Source organism: Candidatus Pseudothioglobus sp. Uisw_041 (assembly GCF_048087625.1).
GTDB lineage: Bacteria > Pseudomonadota > Gammaproteobacteria > PS1 > Pseudothioglobaceae > Pseudothioglobus.
Window position 1 is genome coordinate 1,403,227 of the sequence record NZ_CP159805.1, and the last position, 25,124, is coordinate 1,428,350.

28 protein-coding genes are annotated in these 25,124 nt (G+C 36.3%); 7 read left to right on the forward strand and 21 right to left on the reverse strand.

Annotation, left to right across the window (positions count from 1 at the left end):
* Positions 1–12: 12 nt before the first annotated feature.
* The 6 genes from ABXT44_RS07100 to rdgB all read right to left on the reverse strand — a co-directional run bounded on the left by ABXT44_RS07100 (position 13) and on the right by rdgB (position 4,714).
* Complete coding sequence (locus ABXT44_RS07100) at positions 13–504, reverse strand: asparaginase domain-containing protein (protein WP_416686537.1); 492 nt, start codon at positions 502–504, stop codon at positions 13–15.
* 32 nt (positions 505–536) lie between these two features.
* Entirely contained in the window at positions 537–1,175 is a 639-nt protein-coding gene (locus tag ABXT44_RS07105; RefSeq protein WP_416686539.1) for a YggS family pyridoxal phosphate-dependent enzyme, read from the reverse strand.
* Positions 1,175–2,035, reverse strand: a complete 861-nt coding sequence (locus ABXT44_RS07110) for a dihydroorotate dehydrogenase electron transfer subunit (RefSeq protein WP_416686541.1) — start codon at positions 2,033–2,035, stop codon at positions 1,175–1,177. The genes ABXT44_RS07105 and ABXT44_RS07110 overlap by 1 nt, the downstream gene beginning before the upstream one ends.
* Complete coding sequence (gene argB, locus ABXT44_RS07115; protein WP_416686543.1) at positions 2,028–2,900, reverse strand: acetylglutamate kinase; 873 nt, start codon at positions 2,898–2,900, stop codon at positions 2,028–2,030. The genes ABXT44_RS07110 and argB overlap by 8 nt, the downstream gene beginning before the upstream one ends.
* 100 nt (positions 2,901–3,000) lie before the next feature.
* Positions 3,001–4,134: a radical SAM family heme chaperone HemW gene (gene hemW / locus ABXT44_RS07120; RefSeq protein ID WP_416686545.1), complete on the reverse strand. Its 1,134-nt coding sequence runs from the start codon at positions 4,132–4,134 to the stop codon at positions 3,001–3,003.
* Positions 4,127–4,714 carry an RdgB/HAM1 family non-canonical purine NTP pyrophosphatase gene (gene rdgB, locus ABXT44_RS07125; protein ID WP_416686547.1) on the reverse strand — a complete coding sequence of 196 codons (588 nt, stop codon included), beginning with the start codon at positions 4,712–4,714 and terminating at the stop codon, positions 4,127–4,129. Before rdgB ends, hemW begins: the two co-directional genes overlap by 8 nt.
* Positions 4,715–4,751: 37 nt before the next feature.
* On the opposite strand from rdgB, the gene rpiA reads away from it, so the two are divergent.
* The 5 genes from rpiA to ABXT44_RS07150 all read left to right on the forward strand — a co-directional run bounded on the left by rpiA (position 4,752) and on the right by ABXT44_RS07150 (position 7,140).
* Complete coding sequence (gene rpiA, locus ABXT44_RS07130) at positions 4,752–5,417, forward strand: ribose-5-phosphate isomerase RpiA (protein WP_416686549.1); 666 nt, start codon at positions 4,752–4,754, stop codon at positions 5,415–5,417.
* An 82-nt stretch (positions 5,418–5,499) separates the two neighbouring features.
* Positions 5,500–5,931, forward strand: coding sequence for a YeeE/YedE family protein (locus ABXT44_RS07135; RefSeq protein ID WP_416677649.1), 432 nt, complete (start codon positions 5,500–5,502; stop codon positions 5,929–5,931).
* Positions 5,928–6,338 carry a DUF6691 family protein gene (locus ABXT44_RS07140; RefSeq protein ID WP_416686551.1) on the forward strand — a complete coding sequence of 137 codons (411 nt, stop codon included), beginning with the start codon at positions 5,928–5,930 and terminating at the stop codon, positions 6,336–6,338. The genes ABXT44_RS07135 and ABXT44_RS07140 overlap by 4 nt, the downstream gene beginning before the upstream one ends.
* A 47-nt stretch (positions 6,339–6,385) precedes the next feature.
* Positions 6,386–6,610 carry a sulfurtransferase TusA family protein gene (locus ABXT44_RS07145; protein ID WP_271558474.1) on the forward strand — a complete coding sequence of 75 codons (225 nt, stop codon included), beginning with the start codon at positions 6,386–6,388 and terminating at the stop codon, positions 6,608–6,610.
* Positions 6,611–6,624: 14 nt separating this feature from the next.
* On the forward strand, positions 6,625–7,140 hold the full coding sequence (locus tag ABXT44_RS07150) for a DsrE/DsrF/DrsH-like family protein (protein ID WP_271537945.1): 516 nt from the start codon (positions 6,625–6,627) through the stop codon (positions 7,138–7,140).
* A gap of 1 nt (position 7,141) precedes the next feature.
* Here the strand turns inward: ABXT44_RS07150 and ABXT44_RS07155 are convergent, their stop codons facing one another.
* From ABXT44_RS07155 to ABXT44_RS07195, 9 genes are all read right to left on the reverse strand, one after another.
* Complete coding sequence (locus ABXT44_RS07155) at positions 7,142–7,798, reverse strand: HAD family hydrolase (RefSeq protein ID WP_416686553.1); 657 nt, start codon at positions 7,796–7,798, stop codon at positions 7,142–7,144.
* Positions 7,789–8,391 (reverse strand): TIGR00730 family Rossman fold protein, encoded by a 603-nt coding sequence (locus ABXT44_RS07160; RefSeq protein ID WP_416686555.1) that lies wholly within the window; start codon positions 8,389–8,391, stop codon positions 7,789–7,791. The genes ABXT44_RS07155 and ABXT44_RS07160 overlap by 10 nt, the downstream gene beginning before the upstream one ends.
* On the reverse strand, positions 8,388–9,671 hold the full coding sequence (hemL, locus tag ABXT44_RS07165; RefSeq protein ID WP_416686557.1) for a glutamate-1-semialdehyde 2,1-aminomutase: 1,284 nt from the start codon (positions 9,669–9,671) through the stop codon (positions 8,388–8,390). The genes ABXT44_RS07160 and hemL overlap by 4 nt, the downstream gene beginning before the upstream one ends.
* Complete coding sequence (locus tag ABXT44_RS07170; protein WP_416686559.1) at positions 9,671–10,711, reverse strand: DNA polymerase III subunit delta'; 1,041 nt, start codon at positions 10,709–10,711, stop codon at positions 9,671–9,673. The genes hemL and ABXT44_RS07170 overlap by 1 nt, the downstream gene beginning before the upstream one ends.
* A complete protein-coding gene (gene tmk, locus ABXT44_RS07175; RefSeq protein ID WP_416686561.1) occupies positions 10,708–11,325 on the reverse strand; it encodes a dTMP kinase in 618 nt (205 codons plus the stop codon). The genes ABXT44_RS07170 and tmk overlap by 4 nt, the downstream gene beginning before the upstream one ends.
* Before the next feature lie 16 nt (positions 11,326–11,341).
* Positions 11,342–12,325, reverse strand: a complete 984-nt coding sequence (gene mltG / locus ABXT44_RS07180) for an endolytic transglycosylase MltG (protein WP_416686563.1) — start codon at positions 12,323–12,325, stop codon at positions 11,342–11,344.
* Positions 12,316–13,149, reverse strand: a complete 834-nt coding sequence (gene pabC, locus ABXT44_RS07185) for an aminodeoxychorismate lyase (protein WP_416686565.1) — start codon at positions 13,147–13,149, stop codon at positions 12,316–12,318. Before pabC ends, mltG begins: the two co-directional genes overlap by 10 nt.
* 129 nt (positions 13,150–13,278) lie before the next feature.
* On the reverse strand, positions 13,279–13,590 hold the full coding sequence (locus tag ABXT44_RS07190) for a pyrimidine/purine nucleoside phosphorylase (protein ID WP_416686567.1): 312 nt from the start codon (positions 13,588–13,590) through the stop codon (positions 13,279–13,281).
* A gap of 9 nt (positions 13,591–13,599) precedes the next feature.
* On the reverse strand, positions 13,600–15,027 hold the full coding sequence (locus ABXT44_RS07195; RefSeq protein ID WP_416686569.1) for a leucyl aminopeptidase: 1,428 nt from the start codon (positions 15,025–15,027) through the stop codon (positions 13,600–13,602).
* A gap of 78 nt (positions 15,028–15,105) precedes the next feature.
* Here ABXT44_RS07195 and ABXT44_RS07200 point away from each other — a divergent pair, with 78 nt between their 5' ends.
* Entirely contained in the window at positions 15,106–15,825 is a 720-nt protein-coding gene (locus ABXT44_RS07200; protein WP_416686571.1) for a DsbC family protein, read from the forward strand.
* Positions 15,815–17,083 carry a 16S rRNA (cytosine(967)-C(5))-methyltransferase RsmB gene (gene rsmB, locus ABXT44_RS07205; protein ID WP_416686573.1) on the forward strand — a complete coding sequence of 423 codons (1,269 nt, stop codon included), beginning with the start codon at positions 15,815–15,817 and terminating at the stop codon, positions 17,081–17,083. Before ABXT44_RS07200 ends, rsmB begins: the two co-directional genes overlap by 11 nt.
* Before the next feature lie 13 nt (positions 17,084–17,096).
* On the opposite strand, the gene lon is transcribed toward rsmB, so the two are convergent.
* The 6 genes from lon to ABXT44_RS07235 all read right to left on the reverse strand — a co-directional run bounded on the left by lon (position 17,097) and on the right by ABXT44_RS07235 (position 25,121).
* On the reverse strand, positions 17,097–19,436 hold the full coding sequence (gene lon, locus ABXT44_RS07210) for an endopeptidase La (RefSeq protein ID WP_416686575.1): 2,340 nt from the start codon (positions 19,434–19,436) through the stop codon (positions 17,097–17,099).
* Complete coding sequence (gene hflX, locus ABXT44_RS07215; RefSeq protein WP_416686577.1) at positions 19,400–20,725, reverse strand: ribosome rescue GTPase HflX; 1,326 nt, start codon at positions 20,723–20,725, stop codon at positions 19,400–19,402. The genes lon and hflX overlap by 37 nt, the downstream gene beginning before the upstream one ends.
* A gap of 40 nt (positions 20,726–20,765) precedes the next feature.
* On the reverse strand, positions 20,766–22,031 hold the full coding sequence (gene clpX / locus ABXT44_RS07220) for an ATP-dependent Clp protease ATP-binding subunit ClpX (protein ID WP_416686579.1): 1,266 nt from the start codon (positions 22,029–22,031) through the stop codon (positions 20,766–20,768).
* Positions 22,032–22,045: 14 nt separating this feature from the next.
* A complete protein-coding gene (gene clpP / locus ABXT44_RS07225) occupies positions 22,046–22,642 on the reverse strand; it encodes an ATP-dependent Clp endopeptidase proteolytic subunit ClpP (protein ID WP_416677676.1) in 597 nt (198 codons plus the stop codon).
* A 1-nt stretch (position 22,643) separates the two neighbouring features.
* Positions 22,644–23,942 (reverse strand): trigger factor, encoded by a 1,299-nt coding sequence (gene tig / locus ABXT44_RS07230; RefSeq protein ID WP_416686581.1) that lies wholly within the window; start codon positions 23,940–23,942, stop codon positions 22,644–22,646.
* 69 nt (positions 23,943–24,011) lie between these two features.
* On the reverse strand, positions 24,012–25,121 hold the full coding sequence (locus ABXT44_RS07235) for a mandelate racemase/muconate lactonizing enzyme family protein (RefSeq protein WP_416686583.1): 1,110 nt from the start codon (positions 25,119–25,121) through the stop codon (positions 24,012–24,014).
* Between the last annotated feature and the right edge of the window lie 3 nt (positions 25,122–25,124).

The following is a 25,124-nucleotide window of genomic DNA, read 5'->3' on the forward strand; positions in this document are numbered from 1 at the left end:
TATGATTCAAACTTAGGAGTTTAAGGCCTGAAAGACGCCTCGACTCCTGTTTTTTTCAACATCAGTCCAAGGTAAAACCCTTCCATTCATTGCAACATAAACGCCGCATTCTAGTAACTGAAGAGACCCTAAAGCACACCCAAAATTAAACAAAGCATCCGAGTTATTCACTGCATAAGGCACCATCGATCCAAATAAAATAATTGTTTTGTCAATTGAGGCCTCACCTAAAAGTTTTGCTGTGTCACACATGGTATCTGTTCCATGAGTAATTAAAACAAATTTCTCCTCACAGCCAACACACCTATCTATTATTAAATCTCGATCTGCATCAACCATATCTAAACTATCAATTAGCAGAACTTGTTCAGGCGTCAAGTCCACCTCAATTCTTGATCTAGAAATCATTTCTGGAAAGTGTGTTTTATCAAACTCAAGCTCGCCATTTGATTGGTTATAAACCTTATCAATTGTTCCGCCCGTAATAAGTAGTCTTACTTTCATAACATTATCATCCCAAAAAAATACATTAATAATTAACTTCTTGGTCCAAAAATATCCGTTCCTACTCGGACAAAGGTTGCACCATTTTTTATCGCAAGCTCTAAGTCTGAGGACATGCCCATCGAAAGTGAGTCAAGAAAAGGGTATTTTGATATTAAATTTGCCATCTCTTTAAAGCTCATAGCTGAGTTTTTTGGACTTGGAATACACATAAAGCCCCTCAAAGATATATTAGGCAGATCACTCACTTCTGAAATAATTTCATTTAAATCTTTAAGAAGCAAACCAGACTTAGTCTGCTCTTCGTCAATATTTATCTGAATAAGAACGTTGAGCTTTCCTAGAATAGGGTCTCTTTGATCACTGAGTCTTTTTGCAATTTTAAGCCTATCGACGCTATGGACCCAATCAAAATTTTCTGCTATTGAGGCTGTTTTATTTGATTGAATTGGACCAATAAAATGCCAAATTAGTTTACTTTCTTTAAAAAAAGAAATTTTATCTAGGGATTCTTGTAAATAGTTTTCTCCAAAATGAACTTGGCCAGCATTTATCGCCTCTTGGATTTCAGCAGTAGATCGAGTTTTACTAACTGCAATTAACTGCACTTCATGATTGCATTCAATTGAATTTATACGTGAAGTTACCCGCTTTAAATTACCAGCAATCATTAAAACACTGTCTGCGCTTCAAAAACTGGGCCATCAACGCACACTCTTTTCATTGCTGGGCCATTCTCAGTTTGGACCTCTACAACGCATCCAGCACACCCACCAACAGCACAAGCCATATATTCTTCAAGTGATACCTGGCAAGGCAAGTTGAAGTCTTTAGCTAATTTAGAGACAGCTTCAAGCATAGGGTGCGGCCCACACGAAAAAATTTCAACATTTAATAAATCATCCTTAGACAAACTGTCTAAATATTCTTTTGCCAAACCAGTCACATAACCCTCATATACCCCTTCAAAGTTTTGTAGACTTGTTAGTCCGCCCTGGACGCCCCACTCTTCCAGTAAAGGCATGGTATGAATTTTTGAAGAATAAAACCCGCCTAGGTTACTTACCACAGTGTCAAAAGGAAATGGCACTTCAGACCCTAAGATAACGTATGGATTAAAGTAATCATTATCTTTAATGTTTTGAGCAATTGCTATAATTGGAGGCATTCCAACGCCGCCACCTATCAAAAGTGGAATTTTTTTATCAGTCATTTTAAAACCGTTACCAATAGGCCCAATAACCGACAAAACATCTCCAATTTTACGATCTGCCAACTGCCTAGTTCCCTCTCCTACAATTTTATAAAGAAGATCGAAGGTTCCATTTTCCTTATCAACAGACATAACAGAAATAGGCCTTCTCATAGCAAGCATCCCAGAAACAGAAAGATGGACAAATTGACCAGGTTGAGTATTTTCTGCAATCTCTATTGAGGCTAGCGTGATAATATATTGCTCTGCTTCATATTTATAGTGGGCTAATATCTGGCAATCATTAACACTAATTGTATCTCGATTACTTTTAACCATTTTTTGTAACTAACGTTCCAACACCAGAGTCAGTGAAGACCTCCAAAAGAACTGCGTGAGAAACTCTGCCATCAATAATATGACTCGCTTCAACGCCATTTTCAACTGCTGACAAAGCGCATCCAATCTTGGGAAGCATACCGCCATGAATAGTTCCATCATCAATCAGTTTTTTGACCATCTTCGAGCTCATTCCAGCCATAAGCTCTCCATCATCATCCAACAAACCAGCAGTATTAGTAAGAAGAATAAGCTTTTCAGCATTTAATGACTCTGCAATTGCGCCTGCAACTAGATCTGCATTTATATTGTATGAATAGCCGTCTTTACCAACACCAATTGGCGCAATGACAGGAATAAAATCTCCCTGTAATAATAAGTTAATTACTGAAACATCTATCTGATCAACTTGCCCTACATGGCCTAAGTCAATAATTTCTGAAGTAGGCTCAACCTTAGTCTTCAGTTTCTTTGCTGTAATAAGCCGCCCATCCTTGCCAGTAAGCCCAATAGAATTTCCACCATGTTGATGAATAAGATTAACAATTTCTTTATTAACTAGGCCGCCAAGGACCATCTCAACAACATCCATAGTTTCGCTATCAGTAACTCTCATGCCATCTACAAATTTACTATTTTTTCCTAATTTTTCAAGTGTTTTACCTATTTGAGGGCCGCCGCCATGAACCACAATAGGATTCATGCCGACAGATTTCATAAGGACTATATCGCTCGCAAAACTCGATTTTAGATCCTCATCAACCATAGCATTTCCACCATATTTAATGACAATTGTCTTGCCTTTAAACTTTTGGATATAAGGCAAAGACTCAGTAAGAACGTCAGCAATTGTATGAGATTTCATATTGTTATAAGTTTATAAAAACTAGAAAGTATTTTAACAGCCATAAACCCTAGTGTCAGGCTTTACCTATTTTTTTTAATAGAATTAATTAAAAGGAGTTTTATAAAAAAATTTCTTGCAGCTCGTTAAGAAAATTAAAACCTTTCGATGTGGGCTTTATCCAATTACTCTTATTTTCTAATAAACCAAGATTTTCTGCTCTTCCTAGCTCAGAACTCAAAGATTTAATTAATAATCCTGTTCTTGATTCAAACAATGAAGAGCTAAAACCATCTTTTAGCCTAAGACTATTAAGCATAAATTCAAAAGCCACATTATCCACTTCTTTTTTAGTTGAAATATCTTCTCCAGTCTGCATTTTAGATAAGTATTCCTTTGGTGATTTAGGCTTAAGTGTTCTAAATATTTGTTGAGACTCAACATCTGTTATCTTTCCATGCGCTCCAGCACCAATGCCAATGTAATCTCCAAATTTCCAATAATTTATATTATGTTCTGAAGGCTTCTTGCTATAAGCTGAAACTTCATATTGTCTGAACCCATTCTGATTTAAAAGAGCGGCTCCTTGCTCACCCATATCCCATATCTTTTCATCAATTGGAAGTTTTGGTGGGTATTTTGCAAACAATGTATTTGGCTCAAGGGTTAGCTGATAAAAAGAAATATGACTCGGCTTTAATTCAATTGCTTGCATCACATCTTCAAGACACATATCAATAGTTTGATCTTTTAGGCCATACATTAGATCAATATTCAAATTATCAAATCCTACTTTTTTAGCTTCAGAAATTGCCCTTAAGGCATCGCCTCCACTATGAATTCTTCCTAAAAATTTAAGCTGATTGTCCTTGAATGATTGCACCCCTACTGAAAGGCGATTAATGCCTGCCTTTCTAAATTCAGCAAACTTTTCTACTTCAAATGTTCCAGGATTCGCCTCAAGCGTGATTTCAATGTTTTTTGATATTGATAGCCTTTCATTTAAACCATCAAACAACTCATAAGCATCCTCTATACTCATCAAACTTGGTGTTCCACCACCAATAAAAATTGAATGAATTTTTCGGTTTTGAATAAACTTTAAATTATCATCTAAGTCTTTAAGTAAAGCCTTAATATAGCCATTATGAATTGGCCCCTCATGCGAGTTAAAATCACAATATGGACATTTCTTGACGCACCATGGATAATGGATATAGAGAGCGAGTGGTGGCAGTTCCAGAAAATTATTCAAAAGATAATAGTTGCTTCAATAGCTCACTTAAAGCCTGTCCTCGATGTGATATCTCATTTTTTACCTGGGGCTGAAGCTGAGCTGAGCTACAATCATGATCTGACAAATAAAAAATAGGGTCATAACCAAAACCATTAACGCCTATTGGCTCTCTCAACAACTCTCCTTCCCAACGCTTTTCAATAATGATTGGGCATGGATCATTAGCACTATGTATAAAGACCATCGCACAACAAAAATGAGCTTTGCGATTACTGTGCTGATCCATATTTAAAATAAGCTTTTCAATATTATCTTTATCCGTTGAGTCCACGCCAGCATACCTCGCAGAATAAATACCTGGATCACCATTAAGAGCTTCAACTTGAAGACCAGAATCATCTGCTAGAGCTGGTAATTTCGAGTGGAGAGATGCATTTCTAGCTTTAATTAATGCATTTTCAATAAATGTAGTTCCAGTTTCAGGAACTTCTTTGACTTGCATATCATTCTGAGAAATTACTTTGTAATGGCCCTTAAGCATGGCATTAAGTTCTCTCACTTTGCCTTCATTGCCTGTTGCAAGGATTATTTTTTTCATAGTGTATAATAATTTTGAACAATAAAATTAAGAGAAAATGACCCAAGACGAATTAAAAAATGAGGTTGCAAAAGCAGCGCTTAAGTATGTTATTCCAGGAACTATTATAGGCGTTGGAACAGGCTCAACAGCAAATTTTTTCATTGATCAACTTGCTACAATTAAGGATTCAGTTCAAGGAGCTATAGCGAGCTCAATTGATACTGAAAATCGTCTTAGGGGCCACGGAATAGATGTTGTTAATTTGAATGAAATTAAAGAAATTTCAGTGTATGTTGATGGTGCTGATGAATCAGATCATCAGCTCAATTTATTAAAGGGTGGTGGTGGAGCACTGACACGTGAAAAGATAGTTGCTGCAGTTTCTAACCAATTTATTTGTATAGCTGATGAATCTAAACTTGTTGATGTGATGGGTAAATTTCCTTTGCCAATTGAAGTGATTCCTATGGCTGCAAACTATGTAAAACGTGAAATTATTAAATCTATTGGAGGCAATCCAATCTTAAGAGAAGAGCTAACAACAGATAATGGCAACTTAATACTTGATATACATGATCTAACTATAGATGACCCTAAAACTCTTGAAAATAGATTAAATAATATTGTTGGGGTTGTTACTAATGGACTATTTGCAAATCGAAGTGCCGATATTCTTCTTCTGGGGTCTGAGAGTGGCGTAAAAACAATAGTTTCAGATTAACTTATTTACCGTCCTTTAAACAATTGAATAATTCTGTTATGATTAAAGTAATTAAATTAGATTTTGTTTTAGCTTTATATTAATGAACAACTTTACACCTTTTAGCGCTCTTTTAGGAGGCGTAATCATTGGACTCTCTGTAGTTTTTTATTTCTATATGACAGGCCGGCTGGCAGGAATTAGTGGAATTTTTGAAAATGCCATAACTAAAGCCTCTCAAAGGCTTTCAAATCTTGCATTTTTACTTGGCTTAGTAATTGGGCCTTTAATTTACTTCAATTTTATTGCCTCCAGTGCTCCTGTAGCATTCAACATAACCCACTCTTATCTTTTAATTATTCCAGGTGGCTTTTTAGTTGGTTTTGGAACAAGACTTGGAGGGGGCTGTACTTCTGGGCATGGGATTTGTGGAATTGGAAGGCTATCAACAAGCTCTATAATCGCTACTGGCATTTTTGTAGCAATTGGAATGCTTACTGTTGCTGTTCTTCAGCAGTTTGGGATTTACTTATGAACGATAAAATTATCTCTTTAATTTGCGGGATTATATTTGGTATTGGTTTAGTTATTTCAGGAATGACAAATCCCGAAAAAGTCATAGGTTTTTTAAGTATTACCCACAACTGGGATGCCTCTTTAATATTTGTTATGGGCGGGGCTATTATTACTGTAGGCCCATTCTTTTACTTCTTAAAAAATAAAGAACATTCAGCCCTAGGTGATAAAATTAATTTGCCTATTAAACAAAATATAGATAAAAAACTAATTATAGGTTCATCACTATTTGGAATTGGTTGGGGGCTTGTTGGTCTTTGTCCTGGACCCGCAATCTCAGCATTAGCAACCTTTGATCCAATTACCCTAGTCTTCCTAATTTCAATGGCTGCAGGTGTTTTAGTTAAAAAAAATACGATAAAATAGAGTTAATTAGCAACTAAAATACTCTTACTTAATCCTTAAGGTACATTATGGCAGATCAAACTCTAGATATGTGCGGCTATGCATGTCCAATGCCTATTTTAAAAACTAAGCAGGCATTAGCCAAAATGAACACGGATGAGGTAATTGAAGTAACGTGCACAGACCAAGGTTCAAAAAAAGACTTTGAAGCCTTCTGCAACCAACTTGGTCATAAGTTATTGTCACAAAAAAATGATGGAAATAAAATCATCTTTAATATTCAAAAAAATTAATTTACCAAACAAAAATGCCTAACTCAAAAGAAATGACTGTTATTGCCTCTAAAGGCACTCTTGACTGGGCATATCCGCCCTTTATACTAGCTTCAACAGGTATTGCGATGGGCAAAGAAGTGACAGTTTTTTGCACTTTTTATGGCTTAAACCTTCTCCTTAAGGATTTGTCACATCTTCGTATATCACCTCAAGGAAATCCAGATATGCCAATGAAAATGCCATTTGGCCCAAAGTGGTTTCAAGCTATAGATTTTAGCCAAAAAATTCCAAATATTTTTTGGAACATCCCTGGCATGGAACTTTTTGCAACTCGAATGATGCTAAAAACCTTTAAAAATAATGGTATGGCTTCAATTGAAGAGCTGAGATCTATTTGTGTTGAAATGGGTGTTAAATTTATTGCCTGCGAAATGACAATGGGTATGTTTGGATTTTCAAGAGATGACTTTATTGAAGGAATAGAATTTGCTGGAGCCGCAACTTATCTTGATGTTGCCGATAAATCTAGCCAAGATTTGTTTATCTAGACTAACGCCAGTCTAGATTCAACCAACCCCTTTTCTTAGCCTCTAAGGTTAAAATTTTGTCAGCATTTATTGTAACTGGGTGATCAACTAACTCCAAGAGTGGAAGATCATTATGTGAGTCTGAATAAAAAGAAGAATCTTCTAATGTTTCATTATTTTTAGCCATCCATGGCATTAAATTATCTATTTTTCCTGACTGAAAGCATGGAGTCCCAGAAATCTTTCCAGTGTAACGTCCTAACTTTATTTCAGGCTCAGTTGCCAGTAAATGATCGATCCCATACCTCTTGACAATTGGAGAAGTAACAAAGGTATTTGAGGCTGTTATGACGAGAACTGTGTCTCCATTTATTTTATGATTATCTATACAATTTTGAGCCTTATCTAAAATAATTGGTTCAATTTTTGCAGTCATAAATTTATGATGGAGCTCGCCTAACTCCTTTATGGATTGTCGCGCCAGTATCTCAAAACTAAACTCTGCCCATGCATATATATCTAATAAGCCTAGTTCGTATTGTTGATAAAAATAATCATTCTTTTTTTGAAATGATTGGCGATCGGTAATGATACCTTCATCGCATAAAAACTCGCCCCATAAGTGGTCACTGTCACCGCCGATCAGAGTATTATCAAGATCAAAAATTGCTAAAGACATACTTCTGTTTCCACAATATCAATAATTTCTACAATTGAGTCAACCACTCTTATTAATTCAAAATTTTCTTTACTTACATAGGATTTTTCGACTGACTGCTCAATCCACAAAAGTAATGATGCCCAAAATTTTGAATCGTACAAAATTATTGGAACTTTTTTCATTTTGTTAGTTTGCATTAGAGTCAAAACCTCCATTAACTCATCTGCAGTTCCATAACCTCCGGGAAAGTACACACAAGCACTAGAGTATTTGACAAGCATAACCTTTCGAGAAAAGAAGTAGTCAAATGTAATATTCTCATCAAGATAAGAATTACTAGATTGCTCTTGTGGTAGTTGAATATTCAGGCCTATACTTTTTGATTTCCCCTCATACGCCCCCTTATTTGCAGCACTCATGATGCCAGGACCGCCACCGGTAAATATGTTATAGCCACTATTAGATAAACTTTTTCCTAGCTCATAAGCATCATTATACAAAGGGTCTGTCAGCTTAATTCTAGCGGAGCCAAAAACAGTAACATTATTTTTAAATATCTGAAGTCGCTGTTTTGCAGCCAATAATTCAGCACCAACTGTTACTAAGCTCATATTAAAGAAAACGCAGTTGCAGCTGCATTGATAGTTTTATCAAGGTCATCATCTGTGTGAGCATTTGATAGAAAGCCCGCTTCATATGCAGATGGCGCTAGATAGATCCCTTGCTTCAGCATCGCATTATAAAATTTCTTAAATAGTTCTATATTACAGCTTGATGCTTGAGAAAAGTTACTAACCTTTTTTTCAGAACTGAAAAATAAACCAAACATTCCTCCAACACTATTACTTGTCATCGGAATATTTTGTGCTTTAGCTTCAGAAACTATTCCATTAACTAAATACTGAGAGCGCTTACCAAGGTTTTCATAAAAAGATTTATCAGATTCCAAAGCGCTCAACATGGCAAGTCCAGAAGCCATTGAAAGAGGATTTCCAGAGAGTGTTCCAGCTTGATAAATAGGTCCAAGAGGGGCAATTTGATTCATAATTTCTTTCTTCCCTCCAAACGCTGCACAAGGAAGGCCACCTCCAATCACTTTTCCTAAGGCAGTAAGATCAGGTTTAACATTATAAAACTCTTGAGCACCACCTAAAGCCACCCGGAAACCTGTCATCACCTCATCAAAAATAAGCACAGCACCATATTCATCACAAATCTTACGTAGACCTTGTAAAAATCCTTCTTTTGGAGGAATACAGTTCATATTTCCTGCAACTGGCTCAACAATAATACATCCAATTTCTTCGCCCATCTCAGAAAATAATTCCTCCACAACCTCTAAATTATTATATTCAAGTGTCAGAGTATGTTTCGCCAGGTCTTTTGGCACTCCAGGTGAAGTTGGCACACCTAAAGTTAATGCACCTGAACCTGCTTTTACCAATAAAGAGTCAGAATGACCATGATAACAACCCTCAAATTTTAAAATTTTATCTCGCCCTGTATACCCTCTAGCCAGGCGAATTGCGCTCATAGTTGCTTCAGTACCTGAACTCACCATCCGAACTAAATCAATTGAAGGAACAAGCTTACAAACTTTCTTTGCAAGAGATGTTTCAATTTCAGTAGGCGCCCCAAAACCCAATCCTTTCTCTAAAACAGCTTTTACTGAATCTATAATTAAAGGATTAGCATGCCCTAAAATCATTGGCCCCCAAGAGCCTACATAATCAATATAAGAATTGCCATCTACATCATAAAGATAAGCGCCTTCTCCACGCTCAAAAAATATTGGAGTTCCGCCAACACCATTAAAGGCACGAACAGGCGAATTCACGCCTCCAGGCATATAGTCTTGAGCCTCTTTAAATAATGCTGATGATCGATTCATTAGTTTTCCTGAATATTAGTAATAGTTGGGTATTTTTTTAAATGAGAAATATGTGACCAGACAATTAATACATTATCCAATAATAACTTCATATTGACAGTAGTTTGTGACATAGAAATCGCAGAATTAATATCATCTTGCAGATTGAATAAATAATTACTAGATGTTCTCTCAACAACCCTATTTAGCTCTAGGTTAGCCCCTTCATGATTTAAGATTTTTATTTTTATCCCTTCATTAATTAGCTGTTGTAAACATTTCAAAACCCCAATTTCATTTCCGTCAAATATTTCAGTATCGTAAATCTTAGTTGGGCTTATTGCAATCTCCAATAGTAAATTCTGCCAGTTTTGATACTGAAAAAAATAGTCCCCTTTTAAATCCTCTAGGGCCTTATAAGGTATTCCATGGGAACTTTCTAATAGTTGCAAAGCATCAAAATCATCCTTTGAATCTTTGTCAATATTTTTTGAGAGCCAATCTGCGCTTTCTTGCTCATATGTGGGGTTGATATGGATAGTTTGGCATCTAGATAAAACAGTTTGCGGAAGTGAGCGAGCATTGTGAGCTAATAAAATAATAAGAGTATTTTTTCTAGGCTCTTCTAGAGTCTTTAAAAGACCATTTGCAGCATTTACATTCATTTGGTCCGCGTAAAAAATAATGCCAATTTGCAGTGAGTCAGCAGTTTTTCCAAGTGATTCACAAAAAGCACGAATCTGATCTACACGAATATCCTTAGACATAGAGCCTGAGTCATTTAGTTCAGCTCGGCAATAAATTAAGTTTGGATAATGCGATCGTCGTATTAATACACTATGCTCTAAATTAGCATTTGGATCATCTTTTGTTAAAGATAAACAGACTGCACAGTTTCCACAGGATGAATCTTTACAAAGGAGTTTTTGAATTAGGGTTTGGGCAAATTCGAATTTACCAATCTTTTGAACTCCAGTAATAAGAAGCGCATGTGGCAAATGATTCTGATCAATCATTTTATTTATCTTTTTATGAGCACTACTATGCCAAGGCAAATTCATAATACGTCTAAAAATAATTTTATGTTGTTATGAATTTCACTTATTGAGCCGCTTGCATCAATTAATTTTATTCTCTCTGGATAGGATTTAGATCTATCAATAAAAACTGAGCGTACCCGCTCAAAAAAGGCTCTTTCCTCCAACTCAATCCTATCTTTGGCAGCTCGTGCTTCAACTCTTTGCATTCCAACATCAACACTCACATCAAGAAACAACGTTAAATTTGGTTGAAATTCACCTAATACCCAGCTTTCAAGCTTAGAAATACGATTTAAGTCAAGCATTCTACCTCCACCTTGATAAGCAAATGAAGCATCAGTGAATCGATCACTAACAACCCAAGAGCCCTTATTTAGAGAGGGGATAATTTTATTCTGTATTAACTCATTACGAGAGCTAAACATTAGCAATAACTCTGTATCACTATGCATTTCTTTATTATCAACATCAAGCAATAGGGAGCGAATTTTTTCACCTAGATCAGTACCACCTGGCTCACGAGTTCTTACAACATCTATGCCTTTTCGCTGCAAATAACTACAAATAAGATCAATTTGAGTACTTTTACCAGAACCTTCAACACCATCAATTGTAATAAATTTTCCTTTATTCATAACTTTCAATTTTAGACTAGTTATTATTTAAATATTTCTTGATATTTTCTTTATGTTTCTCATAGTTTGGTGCAAAAGCATGACTACCATCTTTTTTTGAAACAAAATATAAGTCAGTATTGCTTGAAGGATGAAGGGCGGCGAACAGAGACTGATAACCTACAGAAGAAATTGCTCCTGGTGGTAGCCCTTTATTGCGGTAGGTATTATATAAACTGTTTATCCTTAAATCACTCTTCTTAAGTGGAGGGGAGTAAGCATCTCCTAAAGCATAAATAACAGTTGGGTCAGTTTGAAGCCGCATCCCTTCATTAAGTCTACGTATAAATACACCTGAAATTAATGATTTTTCTTCATCTAGGGCTGTTTCATTTTCTATTAGAGAGGCTAGGATAATAGCTTCATACGGTGACTTAAGTGGCAAACCTTTATCTCTTTGATCCCACAATACCATTAAATTTTTCATCAATTCTTGATGAGCCCTTTTCAATACATTCTCAAGGCTCTCTCCATAATTAAAACTATATGTTTCAGGAAAAAACCATCCATCATATGGCTCATTAATACCAATTGATGTCATTACCTCTTTAAGAGAGCCACTAGGCTTAATAGAAGGGTCATTAGTTAATTGATTGAAATAAAATTTAATAGTCTTACCTTCTATCAAGGTCACCTTAGTTGAAAGAACAGATCCTGTTGAAATTTTATCTATAAAAGTCCATACACTTGTGCCTGGCAATATCTCATAATAACCTGACTTTAATTTCTTATTAGCATTAAGAAACTTACTGAATGATGTAAAAAATAACTCAGACTTTATAAACCCCTTATTACTTAATTCTTGAGCAATAGAGCCCATTGAAGATCCTTTTTTAACCTCAAATATATGGCTTTCAGTAGCTATCATATCTTTCGATGAAAGAAACCAGATGGCAAATAATAGCAGAACAAATAAAGCTGCTAATTTTGAAAACTTTTTATTCTTATCACTTATGGACATGTCCACGAACTAATTTCTTTTGTTTTAGATAAAAATGCTTTTTGAATCTTTTCTGTTAGTGGGTTTTGACCAAGCTTATAACTCTCAATTGAATGGACAGGTTGAATACCTATCACGCTATTTGAAATAAATACCTCGTCTGCCTTTTGAGCTTGATTAATAGAAATATTACTTTCTAAAGCTTCCATTTTAAGTGACATTGCAAGCTCAAGAATAAGCGATCTTCTGCTACCCACAACACCGCAGCTATCTAATTTAGGAGTTAATAACTTATTTCCAAATATAAAGTAAATATTGCCTTGAGTTACCGATATGATATTTTCTTTTTCATCCAGCATAATTGCCTCATTACTTGACAAGCTAGACCTTGCTAAAATCTGTTCAAGCCTATTACAATGCTTTATGCCAGCTAATTGTGGATTTGAATGAAAACCACTTTTTGCATATTCAAGAGAAAATTCTTTATTAAATAAAGGTTGATACATTTCAGAAACAATAACAACTCTTACAGGCTCAATGTCATCTTTATAGCCATACCCTCGAAGAGAATCACCACGTGACAAGATCAACTTAACAATGCAATTTTTCTTCGAAGATAACTCAAATGCCTTCTTTATATCGCTCAGCCATAGCCACTCATCTATCTTATTAATGTTGAGTTTTATGCAGCCTATTTCTAAGCGAGAATAATGACGTGGCCAAAATAAAATTTGATTATCCCTAGCAACACAAGTTTCAAATAAACCGTCACCATACTGCATATTTCGGTTAAAAACTGAAATCTTGTCCTGCTCTACTCCATTAATCAATACAACTGGATTCATATCATGATTTTGTCTTTTTGTAAGAATAAATTATAGCGAAAGAAAAGTTAACCTTATAGCTACCTTAATTGAGAGAATGTGAGTCAACCAAACAAAGCTCTATAAAGAAAGAATCAAGAATAGCCTTGTTTATGAGTAAGAGCAGCAGTAATCTACTAAAGATTTTACTTCCAACTTAAAAGAGCTGTTTGCAGGAACCTCAAACGATTCCCCGCCATGAATCGTTTGCCATTTAGTTTTTCCAGCTAACAATACATTCATTTCACCAGCCGTGATTTCCATTAATTCATTCTGTTCAGTGCCAAATTCAAAGGAGCCTGGCATCATAATTCCAAGAGTTTTAACTACTCCATCTCTAAATTTAACCTTTCTACTTGTAACCTTACCATCAAAATAAATATTAGCCTCTTTACTAATTTCTACATTTTTAAATGTTGACATAATGTACTCCTAAACTTGGTCCATGACATACTGAGTTAATAGAGGAACTGGCCTTCCTGTTGCGCCTTTTTTTGAACCTCCAAGCCAAGCAGTTCCTGCAATATCAATATGTGCCCAAGAGTAATTCTTAGTATAACGCGCTAGAAAACACGCAGCAGTTACAGTACCCGCTTCTTTCCCACCAATATTTGCCATATCTGCAAAATTAGACTTAAGTAATTCGTCATACTCGTCATCAAGAGGGAGCTGCCAAACTGTATCCATTGATGAAATACCTGAAGCTTTAAGGCTATCAGCAAGATTTTGGTCATTAGACATAACGCCAGAGTGATGTTTACCTAAAGCAACAATTACAGCGCCAGTAAGAGTCGCAACATCAATCACAACCTTAGGATTAAATTTTTCACAGTAAGTTAGGGCATCACAAAGAATCAACCGGCCCTCTGCGTCTGTATTTAGAATCTCTATGGTTTGGCCAGACATGCTTTTTACCACATCACCTGGTCTAGAGGCGTTGTGAGCAGGCATATTTTCAACAGTAGGCACTACAACTGTTAAGTTAACTTTAAGGCCCATCTCCGCTACCGCGCTCATGGTTCCAAGGACTGATGCAGCGCCACACATATCATACTTCATCTCATCCATACCTGATCCTGGCTTTAACGAAATACCTCCACTATCAAAAGTTACCCCTTTTCCAACTAGAACAATCGGGTCTTCTTTTCCACCATTAGAGTAATTTAAACTAATTAGCTTTGCAGGTTGAGACGATCCAAGAGAAACTGAGAGCAATGAATTCATCCCCAAGGCCTCCATATCTGACTCCTCTAAAACCTCACATTTCAGTTTGTAGGTTGATGCTAATAATTGAGCTCTTTCAGCAATATAAGTTGGCGTGCATATATTAGGCGGCAAGTCGCCTAACTCTCTTGCCAGAGCCATTCCATTTGCAATTGCAACTCCTTTACTAATTTCTGTAATACCATTATTTTCAGAATGAATATTCACTGCCTCAAGAATGGTAGCTTTCTTTTCCACTTCTAAGCCAACTTTTTTTATCTGGTAACTTTCATTTTTTAACACTCGAGCAGTTGTAATTTGCAACCAAGAATCGTCACGTCCCTCTACTTCAAGACTAGGTATTACAACATTTTTTACTTTTGTATCATCCATGGCTGAAGAAAGTGACTTAAGCACCTTAATATATTTTTTTTGAGTTAATGGCGACTCTCCCAAGCCAATTGCTAATACCCTTTTTGATTTATAGCCTTCGACCTTACCCAGCATTAGGGTTTCGCCTAGACTTGCTTCAAAACGATGGAGCTCAAGAAGCCCTTGAAGAATTCTATTTTCATTAGTTGTATCTTTAAAAACAAAAGCGACTGAGCAGTCACCACTGTAATGATCCGCTGCTTGATGAGTAACAAAAAATTCCATGACTTTTTCCGAAAATTATAATCCCGGTATTCTACCAAAAAACTGTAAAATTTACTTCTTTAATCTTGAATTTTTAATATGAAAAAGCTTCTTCTTTTATCTTTAATCATAATTACTAACTCCGTAACTGCAAATGTTGACAAGGTTTTTGATAATTTAAAGCCATTCTTCCCAACTATTAAAACTGAGAATATAAGTAACTCAGAATTGGAAGGTTTTTACGAGGTAGTTCTTACCAATCCTCAGATTGAGGTTTTGTATATTTCGCTTGATGGGCGTTATGTTATTCAAGGTGCAGTAACCGACATAGAGTTAATGGCTAATCTTTCTACTAAAAGAATAAACTCAGAAAAAATTAAAATTTTAAATAGTATTGATGAAAATAATAAAATAGTTTTCAAGGCCGAAAATGAGCAATACATTCTCCATGTTTTTACGGATGTAGATTGTCCTTATTGTGCAAAGCTTCACTCAAATATGCAGGGTATGAATTCTCTAGGTATCACAGTTAAATACTTAGCTTCTCCAATTGAACAACTTCACCCAAATGCACAAAGCGCTATGGAAAAAATATGGTGTGCTGAAGACAAAGCCATTGCAATGCATAACTATAAAACTAATCGTGATTTACCGAATAGCCCTGATTGCATAAATCCTGTTGAAGATCAACTTGCAATCTCTAAGCAATTAGGAGTTAATGGAACGCCTTCAATCTTCCTTGAAAATGGCTCAAATATTCCTGGCTACCAAGAGCCCAATCAACTTTTAAATAGTATCTTACAAGCAATTGCTCAATAACGGAAACTCCAGGGTTATAGCTCATAAAGCCATCTGCCTAGTAGCTTTAGAGAAGCAAGCTTTATCGGACGCCTTATTTCCAGCGGAAAGTACTGAATCTCCTTTTGCAAAATCCTTGGTATATGGCTCAATCCGATTCTATCATCATCTTAATGACATAATTACGCCCCGTATAAAGAAGCCTTTAGAAAGGAAAAACCTTGATATCCATAGTATATTGATTCTTGGAGCATATCAGCTTCTGTACACTGATATTTCGAGTCATGCAGCAATCAATGAAACTGTTGAAATTGCAGAAAAAATTGGAAAAACCTGGGCCAAAGGTTTTGTTAATGCAATACTTAGAGGAATTGATCGAGATAAAGACTTAATCTTGAAGACAGCTCATCATTCTCATCCAAGCTGGCTTGTAAAAAAATTAAAAAAAGATTACCCGTTAGACTTCCAAGAAATATTTTTTGAGAATAATAAAAAAGCCCCAATGTCAATTCGAGTTCACCCATCAATTGATCTAAGCGCTTTTCAAGAAAAATTAAAAAAACAAGGTATATGTTCTGAGAAATCAAACATTGCCCCGCAAGCACTTATTCTTGAGAGTGCTGTAAAAGTAGGCAGCCTGCCAGATTTTGAAAAAGGGTCTTGCTACGTGCAGGATGTATCTGCTCAACTTGCAGCTCATCTAGTCTCACCAAAAAAAGGGGAATTAATTCTTGATGCATGTTGTGCTCCTGGAGGTAAAACAACTCATATAGCTGAACTATGTCCTGAAGCAAATATAGTTGCTCTAGATAATGATGAAACACGGTTACTAAAAGTTAAAGAAAATATTGATCGCCTTAAAACTAAGAATGTTGAAATGATTGTTGGGGACGCAACAAGGCAAGACTGGTGGGACCAAAAACAGTTTGATAAAATCTTAATTGACGCCCCCTGTTCAGGAACAGGAGTCATTCGAAGACACCCAGATATTAAACTATTAAGAAAACTAAAAGATGTCAATCAAATTACTAAAATTCAAGCGTTAATTCTTGATAATTTATGGCATCTCTTAAAGCCCGGTGGGGAGCTTATATATTCTACTTGCTCAGTTCTTCCAGATGAAAACGAGAGACAAATTGTTAGCTTTCTTGAAAGGTTTAAAGATGCTATCAACGAAGAAATATCCCTTTCATGGGGAGATGGGTTCATTGGAAAACAACAACTTCCTAAGAAAATATATGACGGCTTTTATTACGCTAAACTTACAAAAAAGCTATAAAAGTTAATTGCCTTTATTTTTCCTCAAGTGCAATGTCTAAAACCTGATCTATCCACTTAACTTTAATAATCTCAAGTTTACTTTTAATTTTTTCGGGCACTTCAGATAATTCACGCTCATTATCTTCAGGAATAATGACAGTTTTAATCCCGCCCCGCATCGCTGCAAGTAATTTTTCTTTTAGCCCACCAATTGGAGTTATTTCGCCTCTTAGAGTTATTTCTCCAGTCATTGCCACTGCAGCTTTTACCTTTCGACCTGTTAAAACCGACACAAGTGCGGTGCACATTGCAGCTCCAGCACTTGGACCATCCTTCGGAGTTGATCCGTCAGGCACATGAATATGAATATCAAGTTTTTCATGAAAGTCATCCGCTATACCAAGTGATTCAGCTCGCAATCTTGTTACAGACATTGCCGCCTGAATGGATTCCTTCATGACATCACCAAGCTGGCCTGTGTAATTAAGCTTTCCTTTACCTTTGTATGAAGAAGCTTCAATTGTAAGCAAGTCTCCACCAACAGATGTCCATGCCAGTCCAGTCACTTCACCAATTTGATTGTGTTCTTCAGCAAGACCGAAGCGATATTTCTTCATACCCAAAAATTTTGGAAGGCTTTTTGAATTGATGATTGCCCTAGCTTTTCGTTTTTTTAGAGTGATATCTTTAATAACCTTTCTACAAATACTTCCAATTTCACGGTCGAGGCTTCGAACTCCTGCCTCTCTTGTGTAATAACGAATAATATCCATTATTGCGGAGTCTTTAAAAATAATTTCAGAGCTTTTAACACCATTATTTTTCATTTGTTTAGAAATTAGATGGCGCTTAGCAATTTCAAGCTTCTCATCTTCAGTATATCCAGACAAGTGAATAATTTCCATGCGATCTATTAAAGCTTCAGGAAGATTTAAAGAGTTTGCAGTAGCAACAAACATGACTTGGGAAAGATCATAATCAACTTCTAGGTAATGATCATTAAAAGTATGATTTTGTTCTGGATCTAAAACTTCTAGCATTGCAGAGCCAGGATCTCCTCTAAAATCAGATGCCATCTTATCAATCTCATCTAATAGAAATAATGGATTTTTTACATTAACTTTTTGCATTTTTTGGACAATTGAACCAGGCATTGCCCCAATATAAGTTCTTCTATGGCCTCGAATTTCAGCTTCGTCTCGAACTCCTCCAAGAGCCATACGAACATATTTACGATTGACTGATTTTGCAATTGACTCTCCAAGAGAAGTTTTTCCAACTCCTGGTGGTCCGACCAAACATAATATATTCGCTTTATTATGGGTGACTCGACTTTGGACTGCTAAGTGCTCCATGATCCTCTCTTTAACTTTATCCAAACCATAGTGATCTTCATCCAGAATTCTTTGAGCTTCTACCAAATCTTGGTTTGTTTTCGTTTTTTTACTCCAGGGAACTAAGCATAAATTTTCTATGTAAGTCCTAATGATTGAAGCATCAGATGATTGAGAAGACATTCTTTGAAGCTTATTAAGCTCACCTTGGGCCTTCTTCTTAGCTTCTTTAGGCATTTTTGCCTTATTAATACTGTTTTGTAATTCTTCAATCTCATTCTCATCATCGACAGTTCCAAGCTCTTTTTGAATGGACTTCATTTGCTCATTCAAATAGTAATCCCTTTGATTGGATTCCATCTGTTTGCGCACTCGACTTTGAATTTTTTGCTCTGCGCCAAGAACATCTAGCTCACCTTCAAGGATTGATAGAATTTTCTCGAGTCTTTCTATTGCCTCACTGCTCTCAAGCAAGTTCTGCTTTTCTTCAATTTTAAGATTAAGGTTCGCAATAATGACATCACTGAAACGCTCGATATCTTTAATCTCTTTAAGTACTTTATATACCTCTTCAGGGATTTTTTTACTAAGCTTTATATATTTTTCAAAGTTTTCAAGGGCTAAACGCATCATAGCCTTTATCTCAGTGTCATCATCATGAGTCAAACTACAGTCACTTAAAATTACTTCTGTATGCTCACCTAAATCAACAAATTCTTCGATTTTTGCTCTTTTAACACCTTCGACTAAAACTTTAATAGTTCCATCTGGAAGTTTCAGTAATTGAAGAATTGTTGCTAGGGTTCCTACCTTATGTAGCTGTTCATTATTTGGCTCTTCAATTGTTTCATCTTTCTGGGTAACCAAAAAAATATTCTTATCAGCCTCCATAGCCTGAGTAACTGCATTAACTGAAGATTTTCTTCCTATAAATAAAGGAATTACCGTGTGCGGGAAAACTACTACATCTCTAAGAGGAAGTAGTGGAATTGATTGCTTGCTTAAGCCGTTAGGCTCTGTGGTGATTTCTGTTCCCATAATAATGAAACGCCTTGCTTGTCTAGTAATCTTTCTAGATAGTGTCGAGTGACATTAATTTCAAGTAGCCATTGCCCAAATTCATTCATTATTTCTTTTTGAATAAATCCAACTTTATGAATTTCACTTCTAATGTAAGCAGATTGAACATCTAACTTAATTCCTGCAAAAGTCATCATTCCACTTAAACTCTGCGAAAGTGCCTGATAAAGTAGATCTATTCCTTCTCCCGTATGAGCTGAAACCCAAACTCTATAAATATTACCATCATGGTCTTTATCAAGGCGAGGTTTGAAATCAGCAATTCCATCAATCTTATTCATTACAATAATTTTTGGAATATCTTGGGCCTCTATTTGCTCAATAATATCCTCTACCTGCTCAATTTTATCCCTATTATTCGGATCTGAAGCATCGACCACATGAAGTAGGACGTTAGCTTGTCGTGTTTCTTCAAGAGTCGACTTAAAAGCCTCAACCAGCTCATGAGGTAGATCTTGAATAAAGCCAACCGTATCAGCTATAACTGCCTCACCAGAAGCTGGCAGAATAACGCGTCGAATAGTTGAGTCTAGTGTCGCAAATAACTTGTCATCTGCATAAACTTCGGCTTTAGTTAGAAGGTTAAAGAGGGTTGATTTTCCTGCATTGGTATATCCTGCAAGTGAAATCATAGGAAGTTGATTCTTAATTCGGGATTTACGTCCCAAATCATGCTGCTTATGAACCTTATCTAGTCGCTTATTAATATTTTTTATACGTACTGAAATTAATCGCTTATCAGTTTCTAGCTGCGTCTCACCTGGACCACGAAGTCCAATACCACCTTTTTGTCTTTCAAGGTGAGTCCAGCCTCTTACAAGTCTAGTAGATAGATGCTTCAACTGTGCTAGCTCTACTTGCAACTTTCCCTCAAAGGAGCTTGCTCTTAATGCAAAGATATCTAATATTAAGCCAGTTCGGTCCATCACTTGACACTTTAATGCTTTCTCTAAATTACGTTCTTGAGAGGGGGATAACTGAAGAGAAAAAATAACTAAATCGATTTCATTGTCACACACAATTGTTGCTAGCTCATCAACCTTCCCAGTACCAATAAAAAACTGAGCTTTAGTAATACTTCTTTTAACTGTTATAGTGTCAATAATACTGAGGCCAGAGGACAATGCCAACTGCTGGAATTCACCAATACTGCTTGATGCCTGTCTATTTGAAGTTAGCTCAATATGAACCAATATAGTTCTTTCACCTTGGCCAACTGCATCCTTTTGACGATCAAAAAGCTCCATAGATGTTCTTAAGAGGCCAGTATATAAAAAATGAAATTAATCAACTTGCTTTACGAATATTGCTTTGTTTTTTATCAGAAACATGAACAATCACAGGTTGTTTTTTTCTTTCCACAACCTCTTTATCTACAACAACTTCTTTAACGCTTGGAGTTGAAGGTATTTCATACATCGTTTCCAGTAGTAAATCTTCTAAAATAGCTCTCAAGCCCCTCGCACCAGTTTTCCTTTTCAGCGCAAGTTTTGCAATCGCCAAAAGAGCATTTTTCCTTACAGTAAGCTTAACACCCTCAATGGCAAAAAATTGCTGAAACTGCTTGACTACAGAATTTTTGGGCTTCGTAAGAATTTGAACCAAAGCCTCTTCATCAAGTTCATCTAAAGAAGTATGAACAGCTAAACGACCAACTAATTCAGGAATTAATCCAAATTTAATTAAATCATCTGGCTCTAAAAATTTATAAAGCTCAGTTAATGTTTTTTTACCACTTGCTTCCTTAACATTAGCAGAAAAACCAATACCAGTAGCCTTTTCAATGCGCCTATCAATAACTTTCCCAAGCCCATCAAATGCACCACCACAAATAAACAATATTTTTGAAGTGTCGACATCAATAGTTTCTTGGTTAGGATGTTTTCTGCCACCCTGAGGAGGAACCGATGCAATAGTGCCTTCAATCAACTTAAGCATAGCTTGCTGAACTCCTTCACCAGAAACATCTCTTGTGATTGAGGGAGAGTCAGACCGGCGTGAAATCTTATCGATTTCATCTATAAAAATAATGCCTTGTTCTGCCCTTTCTGGATCAAAATCACATTTTGAGAGTAGGCTTTTAATTACATTCTCTACGTCATCACCAACATAGCCAGCCTCTGTTAAAGTTGTTGCATCAGCAACAGCAAAAGGGACGTCCAGAAAACGCGCCAGAGATTGCGCAAGAAGCGTTTTGCCACTTCCTGTTGGGCCTATAAGTAAAATATTTGATTTATCAAGCTCTACATCATTTGAGATGTAATTTGTTTTTAGTCGCTTGTAGTGATTATAAACTGCCACTGAAAGAACTTTTTTTGCGTGGGACTGGCCAATCACATATTCATCTAAAGAGGCATACAATTCTTTTGGGGTATTATTCCAATCCTGATGTTGATCTTTTTTATCCTTAATAGTTTGCTCTTGAATCAAACTATAGCAGGAATCTATACATTCATCACAAATATAAACTCCCGGGCCTGCAATTAGGCGAACTACTTCATCTTTGTGTTTTGAGCAGAATGAACAGCTAAGGTCTTCAGTATTTTGGTCCATAGACAAACTTAAATTTATCGCTTATTAATTACTTTATCAATGAGCCCATATTTCGCAGACTCGCTCGCTGACATAAAATTATCTCTATCAGTATCTTTCTGAATATTTTTCATACTTTGACCAGTATGGTTCTTAAGTATGGTGTTTAAGTTATCTCTAACTTTAAGAATTTCTTGTGCATGAATATCTATATCGCTTGCCTGACCGGAAAATCCTCCAAGAGGCTGATGAATCATCATCCTAGCATGAGGTAGCGCAAACCTTTTCCCCTTTGTACCAGCTGTAAGAAGTAATGCACCCATACTTGCCGCCTGTCCAATACAAAGAGTAGAAATATCTGGTTTAATAAATTGCATTGTGTCATAGATAGCAAGGCCTGCAGTTACTGAGCCGCCTGGTGAATTTATATACAAATGAATATCTTTGTCTGGATTCTCAGATTCTAAAAAAAGCAACTGAGCTACTACTACATTTGCAGTGTAATCTTCAACCGGACCAACCATAAAAACAACTCGCTCTTTGAGAAGCCTAGAATAAATATCATAAGCCCTCTCTCCTCTTCCAGAGCTCTCAATTACCATTGGGATTTGATTTAAGTTTTGAATTGTCATATTAATTTTGTGGGCTCATTATTTCTAAAAAGGTCTTGTCTGTCATCGTTACTTTGGCTTGATCTGCAACATGTTTCGCAACCATATCTTCAACGACAATTGATTCAATGTTGGCAAGTCTTGAAGGATCTATATTATACCAATCAATCATTTGCTGAGCACTTTCACCATATTGGAGTGCCATTTCATTAAGTTTAGCATCAACCTGTTCTTTTTCAGCTTTTATTTCACCATCTGTTGCAATTTTATTAATTAACAAACCAAGTTTAACTCTTCTTGCCGCTTCCTCTTGAAACATTTCTGCAGGTAATTTACCTTTAGAAGGCATACCTTGCTGCTCCATTCTAGATTCCATATCTTGCTGTAGCTTGAGCGACTCAGCAGAAACGCTGCCTTCAGGCACCTCAAAATCATTTGCATCTAAAAGAACTGAAAATGCGGTGTCTTTATTTTGCTGAACTAATCGAGATTCTAATTCAACTTGCATCTGCTTTGACATTCTCGATTTCATAGTTTCAAAATCTTTTTCACCAAATTTTTTGGCAAATTCATCGTCTCTCTTTACTTCTGTTGGTGAACCTACTTCATTAACAGTAACTTTAAAGATGGCCTCTCTTCCTGCCAGATTTTCTACATGATAATCTTCCGGAAATGTTGCAGCTACTTCAACGGTTTTTTCAGGCGCGATATCTATAAGACCTTTTTCAAAACCTTCAATCATAGTACCTTTGCCTAAAACAATTTCAAAACCCTCAGCAGCTCCACCTTCAAATGACTCTCCATCTAGCAAGCCTTCAAAATCTACAATTAAACGATCCCCTTCTTTAGATTTTCTCTTGACAGTCTTATATTCAGTTGACCTATCTTGTAGATCTTGAAGAGCTCGTTCCTCATCTTCTTCAGTAACTTTTGAATTAATCTGATCCATAGTCAAGCTTTTTAAAGAGCCCACTTTGATCTCTGGAAACACTTCAAACTCTATTGTATAAATAAAACTTTCTGAATTCTCAGTATCTACATTCACCAATGACGGCTGAGCAGCCGGAGAAACATCTGCATCTTTAAGGGCATCCGCCAAAGTCTCAGTAACAATTTCATTAGCAGCATCGGATTTAGCACTACCGCCAACGCGTTGACGCAAAATTGCAGCTGGAATTTTTCCTTTCCTAAAGCCATCAATACGAACTTTTGAGGCAAGGCTCTTGATAATTCTTTCTGTTTTTTGATTGAAAGTGTCTACAGGCAATTCAACCAGAAGGGATCTTTTTAATCCCTCAAGTTTAGTGAGTGAGGTCTTCATCTAGTTATAAATCCGTAACTTATTAAAAAAAAAGAAATTATACAGGATTTTCTTACCCAAAAAATTGCACTAAAAGCGAGACCCTGTATAGCTTACTTTGTAATCTGATAAAGACAGCCATTCTTGATTTATTTCAACCCCCCAACCAGGCTTGTGGATCATCTCAAGACACCCATCAATAATTTTATAGTTTGGGTAAAAAATATTATCTTGCCATGGGTAGTAATCAGGACCTTCTATTGAAAACTCCAAATATTTTCCTGGGTTTTTAATAGAGCCCATAATGTGAGCCGAAAAAAGTGTCACTAGAGAAAGGTTTGCTGAATGCAGAGTTACAGGAAGATTTGCCTTCTCTGCCATCTTTACAACTTCTAGTGTCCTAGTAACGCCTCCCATGTAGCATATATCAGGCTGAACAATATCAACAACCTTAGTATCAATCATATTACTCCAAACCCTCATATCATTGTCTTGCTCGCCACCACTGATATCAATATCTAGTGAATTTTTAACTTCTCGAGTCCAATCTGGCTTCCAGTATGGGCAAGGTTCTTCAAAATGACTTACGCCATAATCTTGGAGCATGTGTCCAACTTCAATTGCCTTTTTGGGGCTAAAAGCACTATTTGCATCAACAAGCAAAGCAACATCATCTCCTAGAACTTTTCTCACTTCTTTTATAATTGCCTCAGTTCGCCCAGGCCATTGATCAAAATCATGGCCACACTCTTTTCCAATCCGAAATTTAAATGCGAAATAACCATTTACTTCCTTTAGCGCAAGAAGTCTTTCGGCCTCGGCTTCTGGACTAATCTCTCTCTGCATACTTGAAGCATAAACTGGAATAGATTGTTTTTCACCGCCCAAAAGCTGGCAAACACTCTTGTTCGAACGCTTAGCTTTAATGTCCCAAAGCGCGGTATCAATTCCACTTAAAGCTCTATAAAGGTATGTACCAGGAAACTTATGCTCTCTCTCTAAGACCTCTCTATTTATATCTTCAATGTTAAATCCACTGAGTCCTAAAATATGAGGAGCAACTTGTCTATGAACTACCTGAGAACTAATATCAGAATTATAGGTAGAGGTTTGACCCCACCCTTCATCGCCCTCATCAGTTCTTATGCGAACTAAACCGACGTATTCATTCGTAAAAGTTTCAATACTAATTATCTTCATAAG